The sequence below is a fragment of the Streptomyces sp. NPDC058371 genome (assembly GCF_042723265.1).
Lineage (GTDB): Bacteria > Actinomycetota > Actinomycetes > Streptomycetales > Streptomycetaceae > Streptomyces.
Map to the genome: position 1 here is coordinate 73,032 of NZ_JBHXJC010000011.1, position 18,672 is coordinate 91,703.

Annotated in this window: 12 protein-coding genes; 10 read left to right on the plus strand and 2 right to left on the minus strand. The window is 67.5% G+C overall.

Translation table 11 applies throughout. The annotated features are described in order from the left end of the window. Positions 1–64: 64 nt before the first annotated feature. Positions 65–3,865: a GH92 family glycosyl hydrolase gene (locus ACFWM2_RS27880; RefSeq protein ID WP_383285559.1), complete on the minus strand. Its 3,801-nt coding sequence runs from the start codon at positions 3,863–3,865 to the stop codon at positions 65–67. A 440-nt stretch (positions 3,866–4,305) separates the two neighbouring features. Here ACFWM2_RS27880 and ngcE point away from each other — a divergent pair, with 440 nt between their 5' ends. The 10 genes from ngcE (at position 4,306) to ACFWM2_RS27930 (ending at position 18,033) form a co-directional block, all read left to right on the plus strand. Beyond that, a complete protein-coding gene (gene ngcE / locus ACFWM2_RS27885) occupies positions 4,306–5,754 on the plus strand; it encodes an N-acetylglucosamine/diacetylchitobiose ABC transporter substrate-binding protein (protein WP_383285562.1) in 1,449 nt (482 codons plus the stop codon). A gap of 62 nt (positions 5,755–5,816) precedes the next feature. Next, positions 5,817–6,740, plus strand: a complete 924-nt coding sequence (locus ACFWM2_RS27890) for a carbohydrate ABC transporter permease (protein ID WP_383285564.1) — start codon at positions 5,817–5,819, stop codon at positions 6,738–6,740. Then, entirely contained in the window at positions 6,741–7,664 is a 924-nt protein-coding gene (locus ACFWM2_RS27895) for a carbohydrate ABC transporter permease (RefSeq protein WP_383285567.1), read from the plus strand. It begins immediately after the preceding gene. A gap of 293 nt (positions 7,665–7,957) precedes the next feature. Further along, positions 7,958–9,157: an ROK family transcriptional regulator gene (locus ACFWM2_RS27900; protein WP_383285570.1), complete on the plus strand. Its 1,200-nt coding sequence runs from the start codon at positions 7,958–7,960 to the stop codon at positions 9,155–9,157. A 133-nt stretch (positions 9,158–9,290) separates the two neighbouring features. Continuing rightward, entirely contained in the window at positions 9,291–10,388 is a 1,098-nt protein-coding gene (locus ACFWM2_RS27905) for a substrate-binding domain-containing protein (protein WP_383285984.1), read from the plus strand. Between the two features lie 182 nt (positions 10,389–10,570). Continuing rightward, positions 10,571–11,359, plus strand: coding sequence for an ATP-binding cassette domain-containing protein (locus ACFWM2_RS27910; RefSeq protein WP_383285573.1), 789 nt, complete (start codon positions 10,571–10,573; stop codon positions 11,357–11,359). Further along, positions 11,356–12,648 (plus strand): sugar ABC transporter permease, encoded by a 1,293-nt coding sequence (locus ACFWM2_RS27915; RefSeq protein ID WP_383285576.1) that lies wholly within the window; start codon positions 11,356–11,358, stop codon positions 12,646–12,648. The genes ACFWM2_RS27910 and ACFWM2_RS27915 overlap by 4 nt, the downstream gene beginning before the upstream one ends. Before the next feature lie 201 nt (positions 12,649–12,849). Next, positions 12,850–14,781, plus strand: coding sequence for a 1-deoxy-D-xylulose-5-phosphate synthase (dxs, locus tag ACFWM2_RS27920; RefSeq protein ID WP_383285579.1), 1,932 nt, complete (start codon positions 12,850–12,852; stop codon positions 14,779–14,781). 148 nt (positions 14,782–14,929) lie between these two features. Then, the gene (locus ACFWM2_RS27925; protein WP_383285582.1) at positions 14,930–16,453 is read left to right on the plus strand and encodes an amino acid permease; all 1,524 of its coding nucleotides are present in this window, start codon (positions 14,930–14,932) and stop codon (positions 16,451–16,453) included. Positions 16,454–16,527: 74 nt separating this feature from the next. Next, complete coding sequence (locus ACFWM2_RS27930) at positions 16,528–18,033, plus strand: ArnT family glycosyltransferase (RefSeq protein WP_383285585.1); 1,506 nt, start codon at positions 16,528–16,530, stop codon at positions 18,031–18,033. Positions 18,034–18,156: 123 nt separating this feature from the next. On the opposite strand, the gene ACFWM2_RS27935 is transcribed toward ACFWM2_RS27930, so the two are convergent. Continuing rightward, positions 18,157–18,528, minus strand: a complete 372-nt coding sequence (locus ACFWM2_RS27935; RefSeq protein WP_383285588.1) for an NTP pyrophosphohydrolase — start codon at positions 18,526–18,528, stop codon at positions 18,157–18,159. Positions 18,529–18,672: the final 144 nt, after the last annotated feature.

An 18,672-nucleotide genomic window follows, 5' to 3' on the forward strand; every position in this document is an offset into this window, starting at 1 on the left:
CCCCGAAACGACGAAGCGGGCGCGGAGAATGCTCCGCGCCCGCTCCGTTCCCGTGGGGGGAAGATCAGGACAGCAGTTCCACCTCCGCCAGCGTCGCCTCGCCGGTGAGGACCAGGCGGTAGTGCGTGAACGACCGCGGAGCCGGCACGGAGAACGCCCGGGTCTGCTTGTCCCAGGTGAACGACTCACCGGAGCGCTTGTCGAGCGACGACCAGGTGGTGCCGTCCGAGGAACCCTGCAGGGTCCAGCCGGTCGGCGCCTTGGTGTGGTCGGCGGAGGTCAGCGTGTACTGAACTCCCTTGGTGCGCGCGGCGACCGGCAGGTCCACCGACGTCACGCTCGCGTTCGTCGCCGAGGTGTTGTCGAAGAGCGCGCCGTCACCCTTGAGGGCGTCCGAGCGGGGAGCGGGCACCTTGTCGTCGTCGGTGATCGACACGGGCGCCGCGTTCTTGCCGGTGCCCCACGAGGACGGCTTCGCGCCCATGTCGAACTCCAGGACACCGCCCTTGGCGATCAGCGAGTGCGGCAGGGAGGTCGACGTCCACTTCTTGCCGTTGACCTTCAGCCCCTGCACGTACACGTTCTTCGTGCTGTTCTTCGGCGCCTTGACCACCAGGTCCTTGCCGTTCTCCAGGTGGACGGTCGCCTTGGTGAAGAGCGGGGAGCCGACGGCGTACTCGCCGCTGCCCATCACCAGCGGGTAGAAGCCCAGCGACGAGAAGAGGTACCAGGCCGACTGCTCGCCGTTGTCCTCGTCGCCGTGGTAGCCCTGGCCGATCTCGCTGCCCGTGTAGAGGCGGGAGAGGACCTCGCGGACGTTCTTCTGCGTCTTCCAGGGCTGGCCCGCCGCGTCGTACATGTAGTTGACGTGGTGCGCCACCTGGTTGGAGTGCCCGTACATGCCCATCCGTACGTCGCGGGCCTCCGTCATCTCGTGGATGACCCCGCCGTACGAGCCGACGAACTCCGGAGAGGCCGTCTCGGGCGTGGCGAAGTACGTGTCGAGCTTGTCGGCGAGACCGCTGCGGCCGCCGTACAGGTTCGCCAGGCCACGGCTGTCCTGCGGGGCCGTGAAGGCGTACCCCCAGCCGTTCGTCTCGGTGTAGTCGTAGCCCCACACGCGCGGGTCGTACTTCGAGGACTCGACCCGCCAGTTGCCCTTCTCGTCCCGGCCCTGGAAGAAGCCGGCCTTGGAGTCGAAGAGGTTGACGTAGTCCTGGGCACGGTTGAGGAAGTAGGCGGCCTCTTCCTTGTAGTGCTTCTTGCCGGTCTTCTTGTAGAGCGCCTGGCCCATCTCGGCGATGCCGTAGTCGTTGAGGTAGCCCTCCAGCGCCCACGACAGGCCCTCGTGCGTGTCGGTGCTCGTGTAGCCGAGGAACGGTGAGGTCGTCATGCCCTTGCGGCCCACGCCGGAGGAGGGCGGGACGACCGTGGCGTTCTTCAGAGCCGCGTTGTACGCCGACTCCGCGTCGAAGTCGACACCCTTCACGTACGCGTCGGCGAACGCCACGTCGGAGGACGTGCCGGTCATCAGGTCCGCGTATCCGGGCGAGGACCAGCGCGAGGTCCAGCCGCCGTCCTTGTACTGCTGCACGAACCCGTCGACCATCTCGCCGGCCTTGCCGGGTGTCAGGAACGAGTAGGCAGGCCACGTCGTCCGGTAGGTGTCCCAGAAGCCGTTGTTGACGTACACCTTGCCGTCGACGATCTTCGCGCCCGTGTGGGTCGGGGTGTCCGGACCCGGCATGGGGGAGAACGGCGAGGCGTACTGGTACTTCGAACCGACCTTCTCGAAGCCGGAGTTGGGGTACAGGTACAGCCGGTACATGCTGGAGTACAGCGTGGTCAGCTGGTCCGGCGTGGCACCCTCGACCTCGACCTTGCCGAGGATCTTGTCCCACTGCTGCTGGGCCCGGGTCCTGACGGACCCGAAGGACGTCCCGTCCGGGATCTCCTGCCGCAGGTTGTCCTTGGCCTGGTCGACGCTGATGAGCGAGGTGGCCAGCCGCAGGGTGACCGAGTGGTCGGCGCCGGGCTTGAACTTCAGATAGCCCTTGACGCCCGACGAGCCCCCGTCCGTCACCGGCGCGTCGAAGACGCCGTACACGAACATCCGGGTGGCCCCCGTGGACAGCCCGGACTTCACGTCCGAGTAGCCGGTGACGATCCCGTTCTCCTTGTCGAGCGTGAGCCCGGCCTGGTCGGTGACGTTGTCGAAGAGCACGCTCGCGTCGTCACCGGGATAGGTGAACCTCAGCGCGGCCGCGTGGTCCGTGGGCGCCATCTCCGCCTTGAGGCCGTTCTCGAACGTCACGCCGTAGTAGTACGGGCGCGCCGTCTCGTTCTCGTGCTTGAAGGCGAGCGCACGGGCGGTGCGGCCGGTGTCCGGGGTGCCGGACGCGGCCGACGGCATCACCTGGAAGGTCTGCCGGTCACCCATCCAGGGGCTGGGCTCGTGACTCGCGCTGAACGCCTGGATCGTGGGCAGATTGTCCGAGTTGTTCGCGCGAGCGTAGTCGTAGAGCCAGCTCTGGGAGCCCGCGTTGGTCACCGGCGTCCAGAAGTTGAAGCCGTTCGGCACGGCGGTCGCCGGGAAGTCGTTGCCCCGCGAGAAACCGCCGCTGGAGTTGGTGCCGCGCGTGGTGGAGGCGTAGTCGGACAGGTGCGCCTTGGGCTTCTCGGGCGCGGCGGTCTTCAGGGCGATGTCGTCCAGCCAGCCGCGGAACTTCGCCGGCCCCTTCGGGGAGTCGTACGCCACCAGTATCCGGTCCACCGTCCGGCCTGCCGCGACGGACCCGATCCGCGACTGGACGTTGTTCCACTGGTTGACGTACAGCACCTTCGACGCGCCCTGGCCCTGCGGGGTCAGCGCGAATCCGTGCTGGTCGGTGGCCTTCAGGTCACTCAGATAGGTGCCGTCCGTGAAGACCAGGTCCACGGACACGTTCGTGGCGTCGTAGTCCAGATCGCCGTCCGCCATCGAGGGGAAGATCCGGTACGACAGCTCGGTGTCCCGGCCGACGGCCACATTGACGTCGAAGACCTTGTTGTACGAGTAGGCGCGCGCGTCGGCCTTGTGCGACCCGGCGTAGCGCAGGGCCCGCTTGCCGGTGAATCCCGCGCCGGCCTTGGCGGTCGGGGAGCCGCTCGGGCCGCGGTCGACCAGCGACAGCATGTCCTTCGGCGTCGGGTCGGTGCTGCCGCCCGTGGAGAACTGGACATCGGCGAGTTGCAGGATGTCACCGGAGTTGTTCTTGGTGACGTCCAGCCGGAAGTGCGCGTACTCCGCCGGCGCCGCGAGGTCGTACGTCTTGGTCTGGAAGCGCTCGGAGAAGGACTGGTCCGAGCGGCTGTCGAGGGTCTTCCAGTCCTTGCCGTCGGTGGAGCCCTGAAGGGTCCAGTCCTTGGGGTCGCGCTCGTCGTGGTCGTTCGCGGACGTCAGCGCGTACGTGACCAGCTCGACCGGCGCGTCCAGGTCGAACTCGGCCCAGCCGGTCGGCGAGAAGGTCAGCCATTTGGTGCTCGGCTCGCCGTCGACGAGGTTCTCCTTCACCTCCCCGCCGCCGGTGTTCTCGTCGTTGGCCCGGACATCGGTGACGTGGTCGGTCACATTGCCGGGAATGCCGCTGCTGTATCCGCCGTCGACTCCGGCGGAGCGTTTCGTCCCGTCCGGTGCCGTATCCACCGTATTGAGCCAATCGGGTGCGGGTTCACCGGTCTCGAACGAGGAGGCGAACTCCCGGTCGGCCGCGGCCGCTTGGGCGGGCCTGGCGACGGCGGCCCCCTGCGAGGCCACCACCACGACGAAGGCGGTCGTTGCCACGACCGCCGAGGAACTCCATCTGTGCCGAGCTCTGAGATGCATGCGCGAGCACCCTCCCTGCGCCTTGGACAACGTTGTCAACTTCGCTGCGCATGGACCAGTAGGGAGTCAAGTTGCCAGTGATGTCAAGGGTGTTGAATGTGGCATTCGGGCTCGATGTTGTTGATTTCTCTCGGAAGCGGCACAGAGACGTCCCATATTTCCGTGAGGTCTCAACTCGGGAAAGAACGTCGGACAAACCTGCATTCGATCTTGCTCCGTTGGCGGGAAGTGGACTATACCTGTCGGCATCTGCCCCCGCCGTTCCATGGTCGTGGACAGGCAGGACCCGGGGGGAATCGCGATGTCACGGTCTGCGTCGAGCATGTCGAATGCCGTGCCGACCAGCTGAATCCCCCATGCACGACCCCAGCTTCACCAACCGCGGTGCCGGGGAGGATCCGGTTCACCGCCTGAGTCCTGGAGAAGGCGAGGACTTGAGCATGGGATCCACTTCCGCCGAGAACAGCAACACCGGAGGCATCGGCCGCCGCGACCTGATCAAGCGGTCCGCGGCGCTCGGCCTGATCTCCGTACCCACGATGAGCTTCTTGTCCGCTTGTGCGAGCAGCGACAGCGGTTCGAAGGACAAGGCCAAGACCGGCAAGAAGACGGACAAGAATCCGCTGGGCGTCAACGAGACCGCCCCGCTTGCAGTTGTCATCTTCGACGGCGGTTTCGGCACGAAGTACGCGACGGACGCGAACGCCGAGTACAAGAAGGCGTTCCCCAAGGCCAAGATCGATTTCCACCCGACCCAGAAGATCCAGTCCGAGCTGCAGCCCAAGTTCAACGGGGGCACCCCGCCGGACCTGATCGACAACTCGGGCGCCCAGCAGATGGACATGGGTGTCCTCGTCGGCAAGAAGCAGCTGACCGACCTCACGCCGCTCCTCGACGCGCCGTCGATCGACGACCCGGCGAAGAAGGTCCGCGACACGCTGCGCCCCGGCATCGTCGAGATGGGCCAGTTCGACGGCGACCCTGTCTGGATCATGTACTACGCCTACACGGTCTACGGCGTCTGGTACTCGCAGACCGCCCTGGACAAGCTCGACTCGACGTACCCCGAGGACTGGGACGCGATGCTCGCGCTCTGCGCGAAGGCCAAGAAGAAGGGCATCGCCGGCTGGACGTACGCGGGCAAGTACCCGTACTACCTGCCGTTCTCGCTCTACCCCTTCATCGCCAAGATCGGCGGCCGCGAGGTTCTCGACAAGATCGACAACCTGGAGCCGAACGCCTGGAAGGACCCGGCCGTCAAGTCCGCCTTCGAGGCGTACTACGAGCTCTACAAGAAGGGCTACATCCTCAAGGGCACCCCGGGCATCGACCACATCCAGTCGCAGACCGCCTGGGCCAAGGGCGAGGCCCTGTTCATCCCGAACGGCTCCTGGGTGGAGAACGAGTCCGCGAAGGTCATCCCGAAGGACTTCAACCTGGCCGTCAGCGGGCCCTCCAGCCTGGACAGCTCCGACAAGATGCCGTTCGGCACCATCTGGGCGTCCGGCGGCGAGCCCTTCATCGTGCCCGCCAAGGCGAACAACCCCGAGGGCGGCATGGAGCAGCTGCGCATCATGCTCAGCGAGGCCTCGTCGAAGAACTTCACCAGCCAGGTCAAGTCGCTCAGCGCGTACAACGGCGGCACCGACGGCATCGAGCTGACCCCGGGCCTGAAGTCCGGTGTCGCGGCGCTGGACAAGGCCGGCGACAACGTGGTCAACCCGCGTCTGCAGGACTGGTACGTGAAGCTCCAGAAGGAGCAGATCGGTGTCTCCGGTCTCGGCGAGATGATGGCAGGGCGACTGACCCCGGCCGAGGCCATCAAGAAGATCCAGGGCTACGCGGACGCGGCGGCCAAGGACCAGTCCATCAAGCACTACAAGCACTAGTAGCAGCACGTGCGGACGCGTCACCAGCGGCGGCACCCGCGAAACGATCGGGGTCGGTAACCATGCAACACGGCAAGTACAGGTTCATTGTGGGGTTCTTGGTGGCCCCCTTGGCGTTGTACGCGATCTTTGTGATCTGGCCGTTCATCCAGGCGATCTACTACTCGTTCACGGACTGGACCGGCCTGAGCCCGGACTTCAAGATGGTCGGGTTCGCGAACTACACCAGAATGCTGGACGACGACGTCTTCTGGAAATCGTTGCAGCACAGCCTGGTATTCGCGTTGTTGCTGCCGCTGATGACGCTGGGCCTTGCGCTCTTCTTCGCCTTCATGCTCAATGTCGGTGGGCGGCGCCGTAAGGGCGCCGCCATCACCGGAGTGCGCGGTTCCGGTTTCTACAAGATCGCCTATTTCTTTCCGCAGGTACTGTCGATCTCGATCGTCGCCCTGCTCTTCCAGTTCGCGTACAACCCCAATGACGGCGTTATCAACGGAACGTTGCAGGCCATTGGCCTGGACAGCGTGCAGCCCGACTGGCTGGGCGACCCGAATCTCGCCCTCTGGTGTGTGATGGCGGCGCTGCTGTGGAGCACGGTCGGATTCTTCGTCGTGCTCTTCTCCGCCGGAATGGCCTCCATTCCGAAGGACTTCTACGAAGCGGCACTCCTGGACGGCGCGAGCCGTTTCACGACGTTCTTCAAAATCACCCTTCCGCTGCTCTGGGACACCGTGCAGTCCGGCTGGGTCTACATGGGCATCCTGTCCCTCGGCGCCGAGGCATTCGCCGCCGTGCAGATCATGACGGTGGGCCCCGGTGGTCCCGACTACTCGACCACGGTCCTTCCGCTGTACGTGTACCAATCGGCGTTCCGCGACGCGAACGCCGCCTACGCAACGACGATTGGTGTCGCCCTGCTCATCGTCACGCTGCTCTTCGCGGTGGTCGTGATGCGGCTGGGCCGGCGCGAGCGGCTGGAGTTCTAGATGAAGACCACTGAGACCCCGCCGCCCGCGGGTCCGGTCGAGGACCACCCCCGGATCTCGAAGACGCCGGCCGTGCCTCAGAAGGCGAAGAGCAGCGAGGGAGGCATCCTCAACGTCTTCTCGCACGGCGCTTTGATCCTCTGGGCGATCATGGTCGTGATGCCGCTCCTCTGGGCGGTGATGACGTCCTTCAAGGACGACGCATCCATCTTCAGCTCGCCCTGGTCGCTGCCCGACAAGCTGCACTTCGACAACTGGTCGCGCGCCTGGTCCCAGGCGCACATGAGCGACTACTTCGCCAACACGCTGATCGTGGTGGGCTTCTCGCTGGTCGGCACGCTCGTCCTCGGCTCGATGGCGGCCTACGTCCTGGCCCGCTTCGAGTTCCCGGGCAACCGCTTCATCTACTACCTCTTCGTCGGAGGCATGAGCTTCCCGGTGATGCTGGCCCTGGTGCCGTTGTTCTACGTGTTGAACAACATGCGACTGCTGAACACGCTGCCGGGTCTGATCCTCGTCTACATCGCCTACTCGCTGCCGTTCACGGTCTTCTTCCTGACCTCGTTCTTCCGGACGCTGCCGTCGTCGATCGCCGAGGCGGCCTTCGTCGACGGCGCGTCGCACACCAGGACGTTCTTCCAGATCATGCTGCCGATGGCGAAGCCAGGTCTGATCAGCGTGGGCATCTTCAACTTCCTCGGGCAGTGGAACCAGTACATGCTGCCGACGGTGCTGATGAACGGCGACCCGAACAAGAAGGTGCTCGCCCAGGGCCTGGTGGAGCTCGCGACGAGCCAGGGCTACAAGGGCGACTGGTCGGGACTGTTCGCGGGCCTGGTGATGGCGATGCTGCCCGTCCTCGCCGCGTACATCATCTTCCAGCGCCAGGTGGTGCAGGGTCTGACCGCGGGAGCGCTGAAGTAGCTGCGTAATGCACGGAAATGGCCCGTACGGTCCTGAGCGGCGGTCGTACGGTGCCCTGAGCAACCACTTGTCGCATACGCCGGCGTCGCGCCCGTGAACCCGGGGCGGCGTCGGCGCAGCCATGTGCCGTCCGACCGGTTGTCCCCGATTTTCCGTCAAGGACTTGACTGCGGTAACCCGTTCAGCGGAGCTTGGAGTTCACAACTTGTAAGTGACCCGGGTTCCGCAGGTGTGACCTGGGCCACACGGACGGCATCGGCGCCGTCCGGCTGACGGCAGGAGTGGATGAGTCGATGGAGACTCCGGGGTCGCAGTCGTCGCTGCACCGAGCAAATCTGGAGCGCGTCGTCCGTGCGGTGCGCCTTGCCGGGTCGCTCACGCAGGCGGAGATCGCGAGGACGACCGGCCTGTCCGCCGCAACGGTCTCCAACATCGTGCGCGAGCTCAAGGACGGGGGAACGGTCGAGGTCACGCCCACTTCGGCGGGCGGCCGCCGGGCCCGCAGCGTCTCGCTCAGCGGCGACGCCGGCATCGTCATAGGTGTCGACTTCGGGCATACGCATCTGCGCGTCGCGGTCGGCAACCTCGCCCATCAGGTGCTGGCCGAGGAGTCCGAGCCCCTCGATGTGGACGCCTCCGCCGCGCAGGGCTTCGATCGGGCCGAGGAGCTGGTCAGCCGCCTGATTGCAGTAACGGGAGTCGACCGTTCGAAGATCGCCGGCGTCGGCCTCGGCGTGCCGGGGCCGATCGACGTCGAATCCGGAACGCTCGGCTCCACCTCCATCCTGCCGGGCTGGACCGGCACGAAGCCCGCCGAGGAGCTGCGGGGGCGGCTCGGCGTGCCCGTGCACGTGGACAACGACGCCAACCTGGGCGCGCTCGGTGAGCTGGTCTGGGGCAGTGGCCGGGGAGTCAGGGACCTGGCGTACATCAAGGTCGCGAGCGGTGTCGGCGCAGGCCTCGTGATCAGCGGCAAGATCTACCGGGGCCCGGGTGGCACAGCGGGAGAAATCGGGCATATTACTCTTGATGAGTCCGGCCCCGTCTGCCGCTGCGGAAACCGGGGCTGCCTGGAGACCTTCGCGGCCGCGCGCTATGTGCTGCCGCTCCTCCAGTCCAGCCACGGCACGGATCTGAGTATGGAGGGCGTCGTCAGGCTGGCGCGGGACGGCGATCCGGGCTGCCGTCGGGTGATCGCCGACGTCGGCCGCCACATCGGCAGTGGAGTCGCGAACCTCTGCAATTTGCTGAACCCGAGCCGGGTGGTTCTCGGCGGCGATCTCGCCGAGGCCGGAGAGCTGGTTCTGGGGCCCATCAGGGAGTCTGTCGGCCGCTATGCGATCCCCAGCGCCGCGCGTCAACTCTCGGTGTTGCCAGGGGCCCTTGGGGGCCGTGCGGAGGTGCTCGGAGCACTCGCTCTCGCGCTCAGCGAGATGGGCGATTCGACCCTTTTGGATGGCTCGCTGTCAGCAGTGACCCCTGTCTTCACTTAGAGAACGGATGGCACCGTTGCCATCTCGTTAAGGATTTACTTCTTGACGTCGCACGTGCGGCCGAGTTGACTTCCAGCCACCTCGGCCGCAACGTCGCGGCCTCGTCAGGGAGGTTTCTGAAGTGAACACGCGTATGCGTCGTGCCGCCGTTGCCGTTGCCGCAGGTGCGATGGCCGTTTCGCTGGCCGCCTGTGGCAGTGCCAAGGATTCCGGCGGTGGCAGTGACAGCTCGAGCTCGAAGAAGGGTGACGCGATCAAGGTCGGTCTGCTCCTTCCGGAGAACCAGACCGCGCGTTACGAGAAGTTCGACAAGCCGATCATCGAGAAGCAGGTCAAGGACCTGACCAACGGCAAGGGCGAGGTCGTCTACGCCAACGCCAAGCAGGACGCCAGCACGCAGAACCAGCAGGTCGACACGATGGTGACCAACAAGGTCGACGTGCTGATCGTGGACGCGGTGGACTCCAAGGCGATCGCCACCTCGGTCAAGAAGGCCAAGGAGGCCGGCATCCCGGTCGTCGCCTACGACCGCCTGGCCGAGGGCCCGATCGACGCCTACACCTCCTTCGACAACGAAGAGGTCGGTCACGTCCAGGGCAAGGCCCTCCTGAAGGCGCTCGGCGACAAGGCCAAGCCCTCCGCCAAGATCGTCATGATGAACGGCGCGATCACCGACCCGAACGCCGCCTTCTTCAAGAAGGGCGCGCTTGCCGAGCTCAAGGGCAAGGTCGACATCGCGAAGTCGTACGACACCAAGGAGTGGAAGCCGGAGAACGCCAACGCCAACATGGAAGGCGCCATCTCCGCCCTCGGCAAGAACAACATCGTCGGCGTCTACTCCGCCAACGACGGCATGGCCGGCGGTATCATCACCGCGCTCAAGGCCGCGGGCATCAAGGTCCCGGTCACCGGCCAGGACGCCGAGCTCGCCGGTGTGCAGCGCATCGTCACGGGTGACCAGTACATGAGCGTGTACAAGTCCTACCCGGAAGAGGCCGCGGTCGCCGCCAAGATGGCCGTCGCGCTCGCCCAGGGCAGCAAGCTGGACGACATCGCCAAGGACAAGGTCGACAGCCCCACCACCAAGGCCGTCCCCTCGGTCATCGTCCCGGTCGTCTCGCTGACCCAGGACAACATCAAGGACACCGTCATCAAGGACGGCATCTACACGATCGACGACATCTGCACCGCGAAGTACAAGGCGGCGTGCGACAAGATCGGTCTCAAGTAAGTAGCTGCAAGTCCCTTACCGCGTACGGGAATTCGCTATTGAATTCCCGTACGGGGCTTGCGCACTCCAAACCCCTCCGGCGCCCCGCATCCATCAGCCCCGCAAAGCTAGGGCGGGGCGCCGGACGGAACACCCTTCCCAAACTTCTGCACAACCTCCCGCCGGGTCAGGCGGCGAAGGAGATGGTTCACGTGTCCGCTACGCCGGTGCTGGCGTTGCGCGGGATCTCGAAGCGGTTCGGTGCCGTCCAGGCGCTCACCGACGTAGAGCTTGAGGTCCACGCCGGTGAAGTGGTCGCCCTGGTGGGCGACAACGGAGCCGGAAAATCCACGCTGGTCAAGACGATCGCCGGCGTGCATCCCATCGATGAGGGCGTCATCGAGTGGGACGGCAAGTCCGTCCAGATCAACAAGCCGCACGACGCCCAGAACCTGGGCATCGCGACCGTCTACCAGGACCTCGCGCTGTGCGACAACATCGATGTGGTCGGCAACCTCTACCTGGGACGCGAGCTGGTCAAGCGCGGCATCCTGGACGAGGTCGAAATGGAACGCCGCTCCCGTGAGCTGCTCCAGACGCTGTCGATCCGTATCCCCAGCGTTCGCATCCCGATCGCCTCGCTCTCCGGCGGTCAGCGCCAGACCGTGGCCATCGCCCGCTCCATGCTCGGCGAGCCCAAGCTGGTCATCCTCGACGAGCCCACCGCGGCTCTCGGTGTCGAGCAGACCGCCCAGGTCCTCGACCTCGTGGAGCGGCTGCGCGAGCGCGGCCACGCCGTCATCCTCATCAGCCACAACATGGCTGACGTGAAGGCCGTGGCCGACAAGGTCGCCGTCCTGCGCCTCGGGCGCAACAACGGCGTCTTCGAGGTCAAGTCGACCTCGCAGGAAGAGATCATCTCCGCCATCACGGGTGCCACGGACAACGCCGTGACCCGTCGTGCGGCCCGCAACGGGGAGGCTCAGAAGTGAGCATCGACAAGACCTCCGCCACCGCGGACAAGCAAGCCGTCGAGAACCCGGAGGCAGCCGCGGGCGCGGACGTCGCCATCGACCCCCGGCTGCTCGTACGCGAGCAGGGCTTCGCCGGATACCTCTCCGAGTTCAAGCGCAAGATCCGCGCCGGTGACCTCGGATCCATTCCGGTCGTCATCGGTCTGATCGTCATCTGGGCGATCTTCGCCGGCCTGAACGAGAACTTCCTCACGGCGGGCAACCTCTCCGACATCGCCGTCGCCATGGTCGGCACCGGCATGATCGCCGTCGGTATCGTCTTCGTGCTGCTGCTCGGCGAGATCGACCTCTCGGTCGGCTCGGTCAGCGGTGTCGCGGGCGCCACCTTCGCCGTCCTCAACATCACCCACGGCATGGCCGAGTGGCTGGCGCTGATTCTCGCCATCCTCACGGGCGCGGCCGCGGGCACCATCCACGGCTTCTTCTTCGCCCGGGTCGGTGTCCCCGCCTTCGCCGTCACGCTGGCCGGTCTGCTGTTCTGGAACGGCTTCATGCTGCAGATCCTCGGCAGCAACGGCACGATCAACCTGGACGACTCGGGCCTGGTCGCCAAGCTCAGCGGCTACTACTTCAGCGATGTGGCGGCCGCCTACGGCCTGGCCGTGGTCGCCGTCGTGGTCTTCTTCCTCACCTCGTTCTTCGACAACCGCCGCCGCGAGGCAGCCGGTGTGCCGTCGCGTCCGGTGAGCGAGATCATCGTCCGTACGGTGCTCCTCGCGGTGGTTGCCTTCGCGGTCGCGGCCGTGTTCAACCAGAACAAGGGCCTGCCCCTGGCCGTCGTGCTGTTCCTGGCGGTCCTGGTGATCACGGACTTCGTGCTGCGCCGTACCGCGTACGGCCGCAAGATCTTCGCGCTCGGTGGCAGCATCGAGGCGTCCCGCCGTGCCGGTATCAACGTCACGGGGATGCGGATCTCGGTCTACGCGATCTCGGGCACCTTCGCCGCCATCGGCGGTCTGTTCCTCGCCTCCAAGATCACCGCGGCCAACCAGGGCGCGGGTGGCGGTGACCTCCTGATGAACGCCATCGCGGCGGCCGTCATCGGCGGTACCAGCCTCTTCGGTGGCCGCGGCCGCACCTGGAACGCGCTGCTCGGCGTGCTCGTCATCGTCTCGATCCAGTACGGCCTGGCCCTCGAGGGCATCGCCTCGCCGGTCCAGTACATGATCACCGGTGGCGTGCTGCTGGCGACCGTCGTGATCGACGCGGTCACCCGCAAGACGCAGAAGTCGGCGGGCCGCGCCTGACGGCTCCCACCCCTGCACACGAAAGTGCCCGGCATCCATGAGGTGCCGGGCACTTTCGTGCGCGTGAGGGAACACGCGTACGGTGTTTTACGGCCAATCGCGTGACGTACAACGCAGAGGCCGGGCGCCGTCATGAAAGGCGGAACATTAGACTCGACAGACCCGTCACAGCTCGAACAGCTCTACTGCAAGGAGGCACGGGTGCCGCTGCTGACCCGCATCAGGGGACCGCGCGATCTGGACCGGCTCAGCCTGGAAGAGCTGAACCAGCTGGCCGAGGAGATCCGGAGCTTCCTCGTCGAAGCGGTCTCCAAGACCGGCGGCCACCTCGGCCCCAACCTCGGTGTCGTCGAGCTGACCATCGCCCTGCACCGCGTCTTCGAGTCGCCGAAGGACAGGGTGCTGTGGGACACGGGCCACCAGTCCTACGTCCACAAGCTGCTCACCGGCCGCCAGGACTTCTCGCAGCTGAAGATGAAGGGCGGCCTCTCGGGCTACCCCGCGCAGGCCGAGTCCGAGCACGACGTGATCGAAAACTCGCACGCCTCCACGGTCCTCGGCTGGGCCGACGGCCTCGCGAAGGCCAACGAGGTCCTCGAGCGCGACGACCACGTGGTCGCGGTCATCGGAGACGGCGCCCTCACCGGCGGTATGGCCTGGGAGGCGCTCAACAACATCGCGGCCGCCAAGGACCGCCCCCTGGTGATCGTCGTCAACGACAACGAGCGTTCGTACGCCCCCACCATCGGCGGCCTCGCGAACCACCTGGCGACCCTGCGCACCACCGACGGCTACGAGCGCTTCCTGGCCCGCGGCAAGGACCTCCTGGAGCGCACCCCGGTCGTCGGCAAGCCCCTCTACGAGACCCTGCACGGCGCCAAGAAGGGCCTGAAGGACTTCATCGCCCCCCAGGGCATGTTCGAGGACCTGGGCCTGAAGTACGTCGGCCCGATCGACGGCCACGACATCGAGGCCCTGGAGTCGGCGCTGGCCCGCGCCAAGCGCTTCGGCGGCCCGGTCATCGTGCACTGCCTCACCGAGAAGGGCCGCGGCTACCAGCCCGCCCTCCAGGACGAGGCCGACCGCTTCCACGCCGTCGGCAAGATCCACCCGGACACCGGCCTGCCGGTCGCCTCCTCCGGCGCCGACTGGACCTCGGTCTTCGGCGAGGAGATGCTCCAGCTCGGCCGGGAGCGCGCGGACATCGTCGCCATCACCGCCGCGATGCTCCAGCCGGTCGGCCTCGACAAGTTCGCCAAGGCCTTCCCCAAACGGGTGTACGACGTCGGCATCGCCGAGCAGCACGCCGCCGTCTCCGCGGCCGGCCTCGCCACCGGCGGCCTCCACCCCGTCTTCGCGGTCTACGCGACCTTCCTCAACCGCGCCTTCGACCAGGTGCTGATGGACGTGGCCCTGCACAAGTGCGGTGTCACCTTCGTACTGGACCGGGCCGGCGTCACCGGCACCGACGGCGCCTCCCACAACGGCATGTGGGACATGTCGATCCTCCAGGTCGTGCCGGGCCTCAGGCTGGCCGCGCCGCGCGACGCCGACCAGGTCCGCGCCCAGCTGCGCGAGGCCGTCGAGGTCGACGACGCGCCCACCGTGGTCCGCTTCTCCAAGGGCGCGGTCGGCCCGGCCGTGCCCGCCGTCGGCCGGATCGGCGGCATGGACGTCCTGCGCGCGCCGGGCACCGACGCGCCCGACGTGCTGCTCGTCTCGGTCGGCGCCCTCGCGCCGATGTGCCTGGAGATCGCCGGCCTCCTGGATCAGCAGGGCATCTCCACGACGGTCGTCGACCCGCGCTGGGTCAAGCCCGTCGACGAGGCCATGGCCCCGCTCGCCGAGCAGCACCGGGTGGTCGTCACGGTCGAGGACAACTCCCGCGTCGGCGGCGTCGGTTCGACGATCGCCCAGGCGCTGCGTGACGCGGGCGTCGATGTCCCGCTGCGCGACTTCGGCATCCCACCGCGGTTCCTCGACCACGCCTCCCGGGGCGAGATCCTCACGGAGATCGGCCTGACCGCCCCGGATATCGCCCGCCAGGTCACCGGCCTGGTCTCCAAGATCGACGGCCGGTTCGAGGGAGAGACCGCGCAGTCCGTGGACGCGGTGGAGCCCGCCCGCGACTGACGTACCTCCACAGGGCCAACGGGCCGCTTTCAGCACCCTGTACGGGTGGTGGAAGCGGCCCATTCGCGTGAAGCGGCTCGCGCCGGGGCATACGGAGCAGCAGCCCCCTCGATCATGTCGAGGACGACAAAGCGTGGGAGGTACGCCCGTGAGCAGCACCCTCTTCAGGACGAAGAAGGTCGAACAATCGATCTTGGACACTGAGGAGCCGGAGCACGCACTCAAGAAGTCGCTGTCCGCTCTGGATCTCACCGTCTTCGGCGTCGGCGTCATCATCGGTACCGGCATCTTCGTTCTCACCGGCACGGTCGCCAAGAACAACGCGGGCCCGGCCGTCGCCCTGGCCTTCGTGGTGGCCGGGGTAGTCTGCGCGCTCGCCGCGCTCTGCTACGCCGAGTTCGCGTCCACGGTCCCGGTGGCCGGCTCGGCGTACACCTTCTCGTACGCCTCACTCGGTGAACTGCCCGCCTGGATCATCGGCTGGGACCTGGTCCTGGAGTTCGCGCTCGGCACGGCGGTGGTCGCCGTCGGCTGGTCCGGCTACATCGCCTCGCTCCTGGACAACGCGGGGTGGCATCTGCCGGACGCGCTCAGCGGGCGGGAGGGGGCCGACGGCTTCGGTTTCGACATCCTCGCGGCCGCCCTCGTCCTGGTGCTCACCGCCATCCTGGTTGTCGGCACGAAGCTCTCCGCGCGGGTCACCGCCGTCGTGGTCGCCATCAAGGTGACCGTCGTCCTCGTCGTGATCATCGCGGGCGCCTTCTTCATCAACGGCGACAACTACGACCCGTTCATCCCCAAGGCGCAGCCCGTGGCCGCGGGCGGGGATCTGAAGTCCCCGCTCATCCAGCTGATGTTCGGCTGGGCCCCCTCCAACTTCGGTGTGATGGGCATCTTCACCGCCGCCTCGGTCGTCTTCTTCGCCTTCATCGGCTTCGACGTCGTGGCCACGGCGGCCGAGGAGACCCGTAACCCCCAGCGGGACATGCCACGCGGCATCCTCGGCTCGCTCCTCATCTGCACCACCCTGTACGTCGCGGTGTCGGTCGTCGTGACCGGTATGCAGCACTACACCAAGCTGTCCGTGGACGCCCCGCTAGCCGACGCGTTCAAGGCCACCGGGCATCCCTGGTACGCGGGCTTCATCAGCTTCGGCGCCGCCGTCGGCCTGACGACGGTCTGCATGATCCTGTTGCTCGGCCAGACCCGGGTCTTCTTCGCGATGAGCCGCGACGGACTGCTGCCCCGCTTCTTCTCGCGCGTCCACCCGCGGTTCAGGACCCCGCACCGCCCGACCATCCTGCTCGGTGTGATCATCGCGATCGTGGCCGGCTTCACCAGCCTGAGCGAGCTCGCGGAACTGGTGAACATCGGCACGCTGTTCGCGTTCGTCGTCGTCGCCATCGGCGTGGTCATCCTTCGCCGCACCCGGCCCGAGCTGCCCCGCTCGTTCCGCACCCCGCTGGTGCCGATCCTGCCCATCGTGTCCGTTCTCGCCTCGCTCTGGCTGATGGTCAACCTGCCGGCCGAGACATGGCTCCGGTTCGGCATCTGGATGGTCATCGGCTTCGTCGTGTACTTCCTGTACGGGCGTACGCACAGCCGGCTCGCGAAGCGCGAGGAGGCCGCGGCGGCCGGTGTCGCACCTCCGCCGGGCCGCGACGGCGAGTAATCGGCCCCGGTTGATGCTCCGGCCCCGTATGTCCTGCTTCGGTGGAGACTGCGGGGCCGGATAGCGTGCACCATATGCTCGTCGAGCCCCTCGGCGGTGTCGGGGAAGTGCGGGCACGCCCCCGACGCCACTCGGTCCCGCCACGCTCCGTATCCGCGATACAGCGCCCCCGCCCGGCGCGCGGCTACTGGCGCCGCCTGCTCCCGCTGCTCGCGGCCCTGGCCGCCGTGACCCGCGTCCCGTCCTTCGCGCGCCCGCTCTGGAATCCGGACGAGGGCTATCTCGCGGTCCAGGCGCGGCTGTTGGCGAACGGCGGAGAGCTGTACGGGACGGTCGTGGACCGCAAACCGCCGCTGGTGCCATGGCTGTACGAGGCCGCCTTCGCGGTGTCCGGCTCGGGGTCGCTCACCTCGGTACGGGTCCTCGCGGTCGTGGCCCAGCTGCTGACCGCGGCACTGCTGGCCTCCCTGGCCCGGCGCCGCTGGGGCGACGGTGCGGGCCGTACGGCGGGGGTGCTGTATCTGCTGGTCTCGGTCGGGCTCAATCCCGAGGACGCGCAGGCGGCGAGCTTCGAGGTCTTCATGCTGCCGTTCACCGCGCTGGCCATGTGGTGTGCGGACAGGCGACGTTGGAGAGCGGCGGGAGCCGCCGTCGCCTTCGCGTTCCTGGCGAAACAGACGGGCGGCGCGGTGCTGGTGCCGGTGGCGTGGCTGCTGTGGCGGTCCCGCGAGCCCGGCGCGCTGCGGCTGGCGGTGGGCGCCGTCCTGCCGGTCCTCGCGGCGGCCCTGCTGACCGACCCGTCGGGTTTCGTCTTCTGGACGGTGACGGGCTCGGGCGCGTACGCCTCCTTCACGGGCTCCGAACTCCACGTACTGACACGGGGGTTGACCAACACCGTGATCCTCGCCGTGGCCTGCGCGGGCCTGCTGCCGCCGGTCGTGCGCGTGCTGCGCATCGCGCGTACGGGGTCGGGGGACCTGTGGCTGTGGCTGGGCTCCTCGGCGGCGGCCGTGTTGCTGGGGTTCCATTTCTTCGGGCACTACTACCTGCAACTCATCCCGCCGGTCGCCTTGTTGGCGACCGCCGCACTGCAGATCCTGCCGCGCGAGCGGCTGGTGAAGGCGGTCCTGACGTCGGTCTGCTGTTGCACGCTGTTCCTCGCGTGGGGCCTGCTGGCGCCCCGCTCCGACCTCACGCACGCGCAACGTCTCGCGGACACCATGGCCCGTCGCACGGACCCCGGCGACCGGGTCCTGGTGTGGGGCATACACCCGGAGACGTACTGGCTCGCCGACCGCAGCCCCGCCAGCCGCTATCTCACGGCCGGCCTCCTCACCAACTACAGCGGTGGCCGCAACGGCCCGCAGGTCGGTGAGAAGTACGCGGTCGAGGGCGCCTGGCCGGTCTTCCGCGACGAGATGGCCGAGCATCCGCCGGTCCTCGTCGTCGACGACTCCCGGGACAAGCCGTACGCGCCGGAGAAGGTCCCCTCACTGCGCCGGCTCCTCGCGGCGCGGTACGAGGAGGCGGGAGTGGTGGACGGGGCCGTGCTGTATGTGAGGGCCGACGGGCGGGGGTGAGGAACGGCTCCCTTCCCGAGAGCGTGCCGGGCGGTGGCCGCCGGGCGCTTCGGGCCCCCGTACGGTCCCTTCGTGCCACCGTATGGCCGCTTCGGGCCCCGTACGGGTCCGGTCCGCGTCACGTCACCCGTCCCCGAGCACCGCGCGCGGGCCGGTCACCTCGGCTCCCCATTCGCCTACTCTGCGGCGCAGTTCACGGTCGGCCGTCACCACGAGCCGGTCCCTTCCGCGGGTGCCGGCGACCAGATCGGTGATGTGGTCGTCGCCGCTCCCGGCCGCCGACTCGACGCGTACGCCGGGCACCGACTCGACACCACGGGCCTTGCCCTCGACCACGAGCACGATCTCCAGGGGACCCTCGTGGCCGGGGACTCCGTGCGCCGCGAGCCGGTCGCGCAGCCGCTCCGCGGCACCCTTCCGGTCCCGCCACCAGCCGTCGGGCACGGACCCGACGACATTGGCGCCGTCGATGATCACGAGCAGGGGTTCGTCCATGTGGCCAGGGTCGCACGCAGGACCGCCACACCGTCTTCGTCGAACGTTCATCCTATGATGGGGCGCGCTCGGCCTCCCCCACACCGGTACGGGGAGGCGGCAGGGGAGCCGCGCCGAGCGTCATGGGAAGGGGCAGGTCACGTC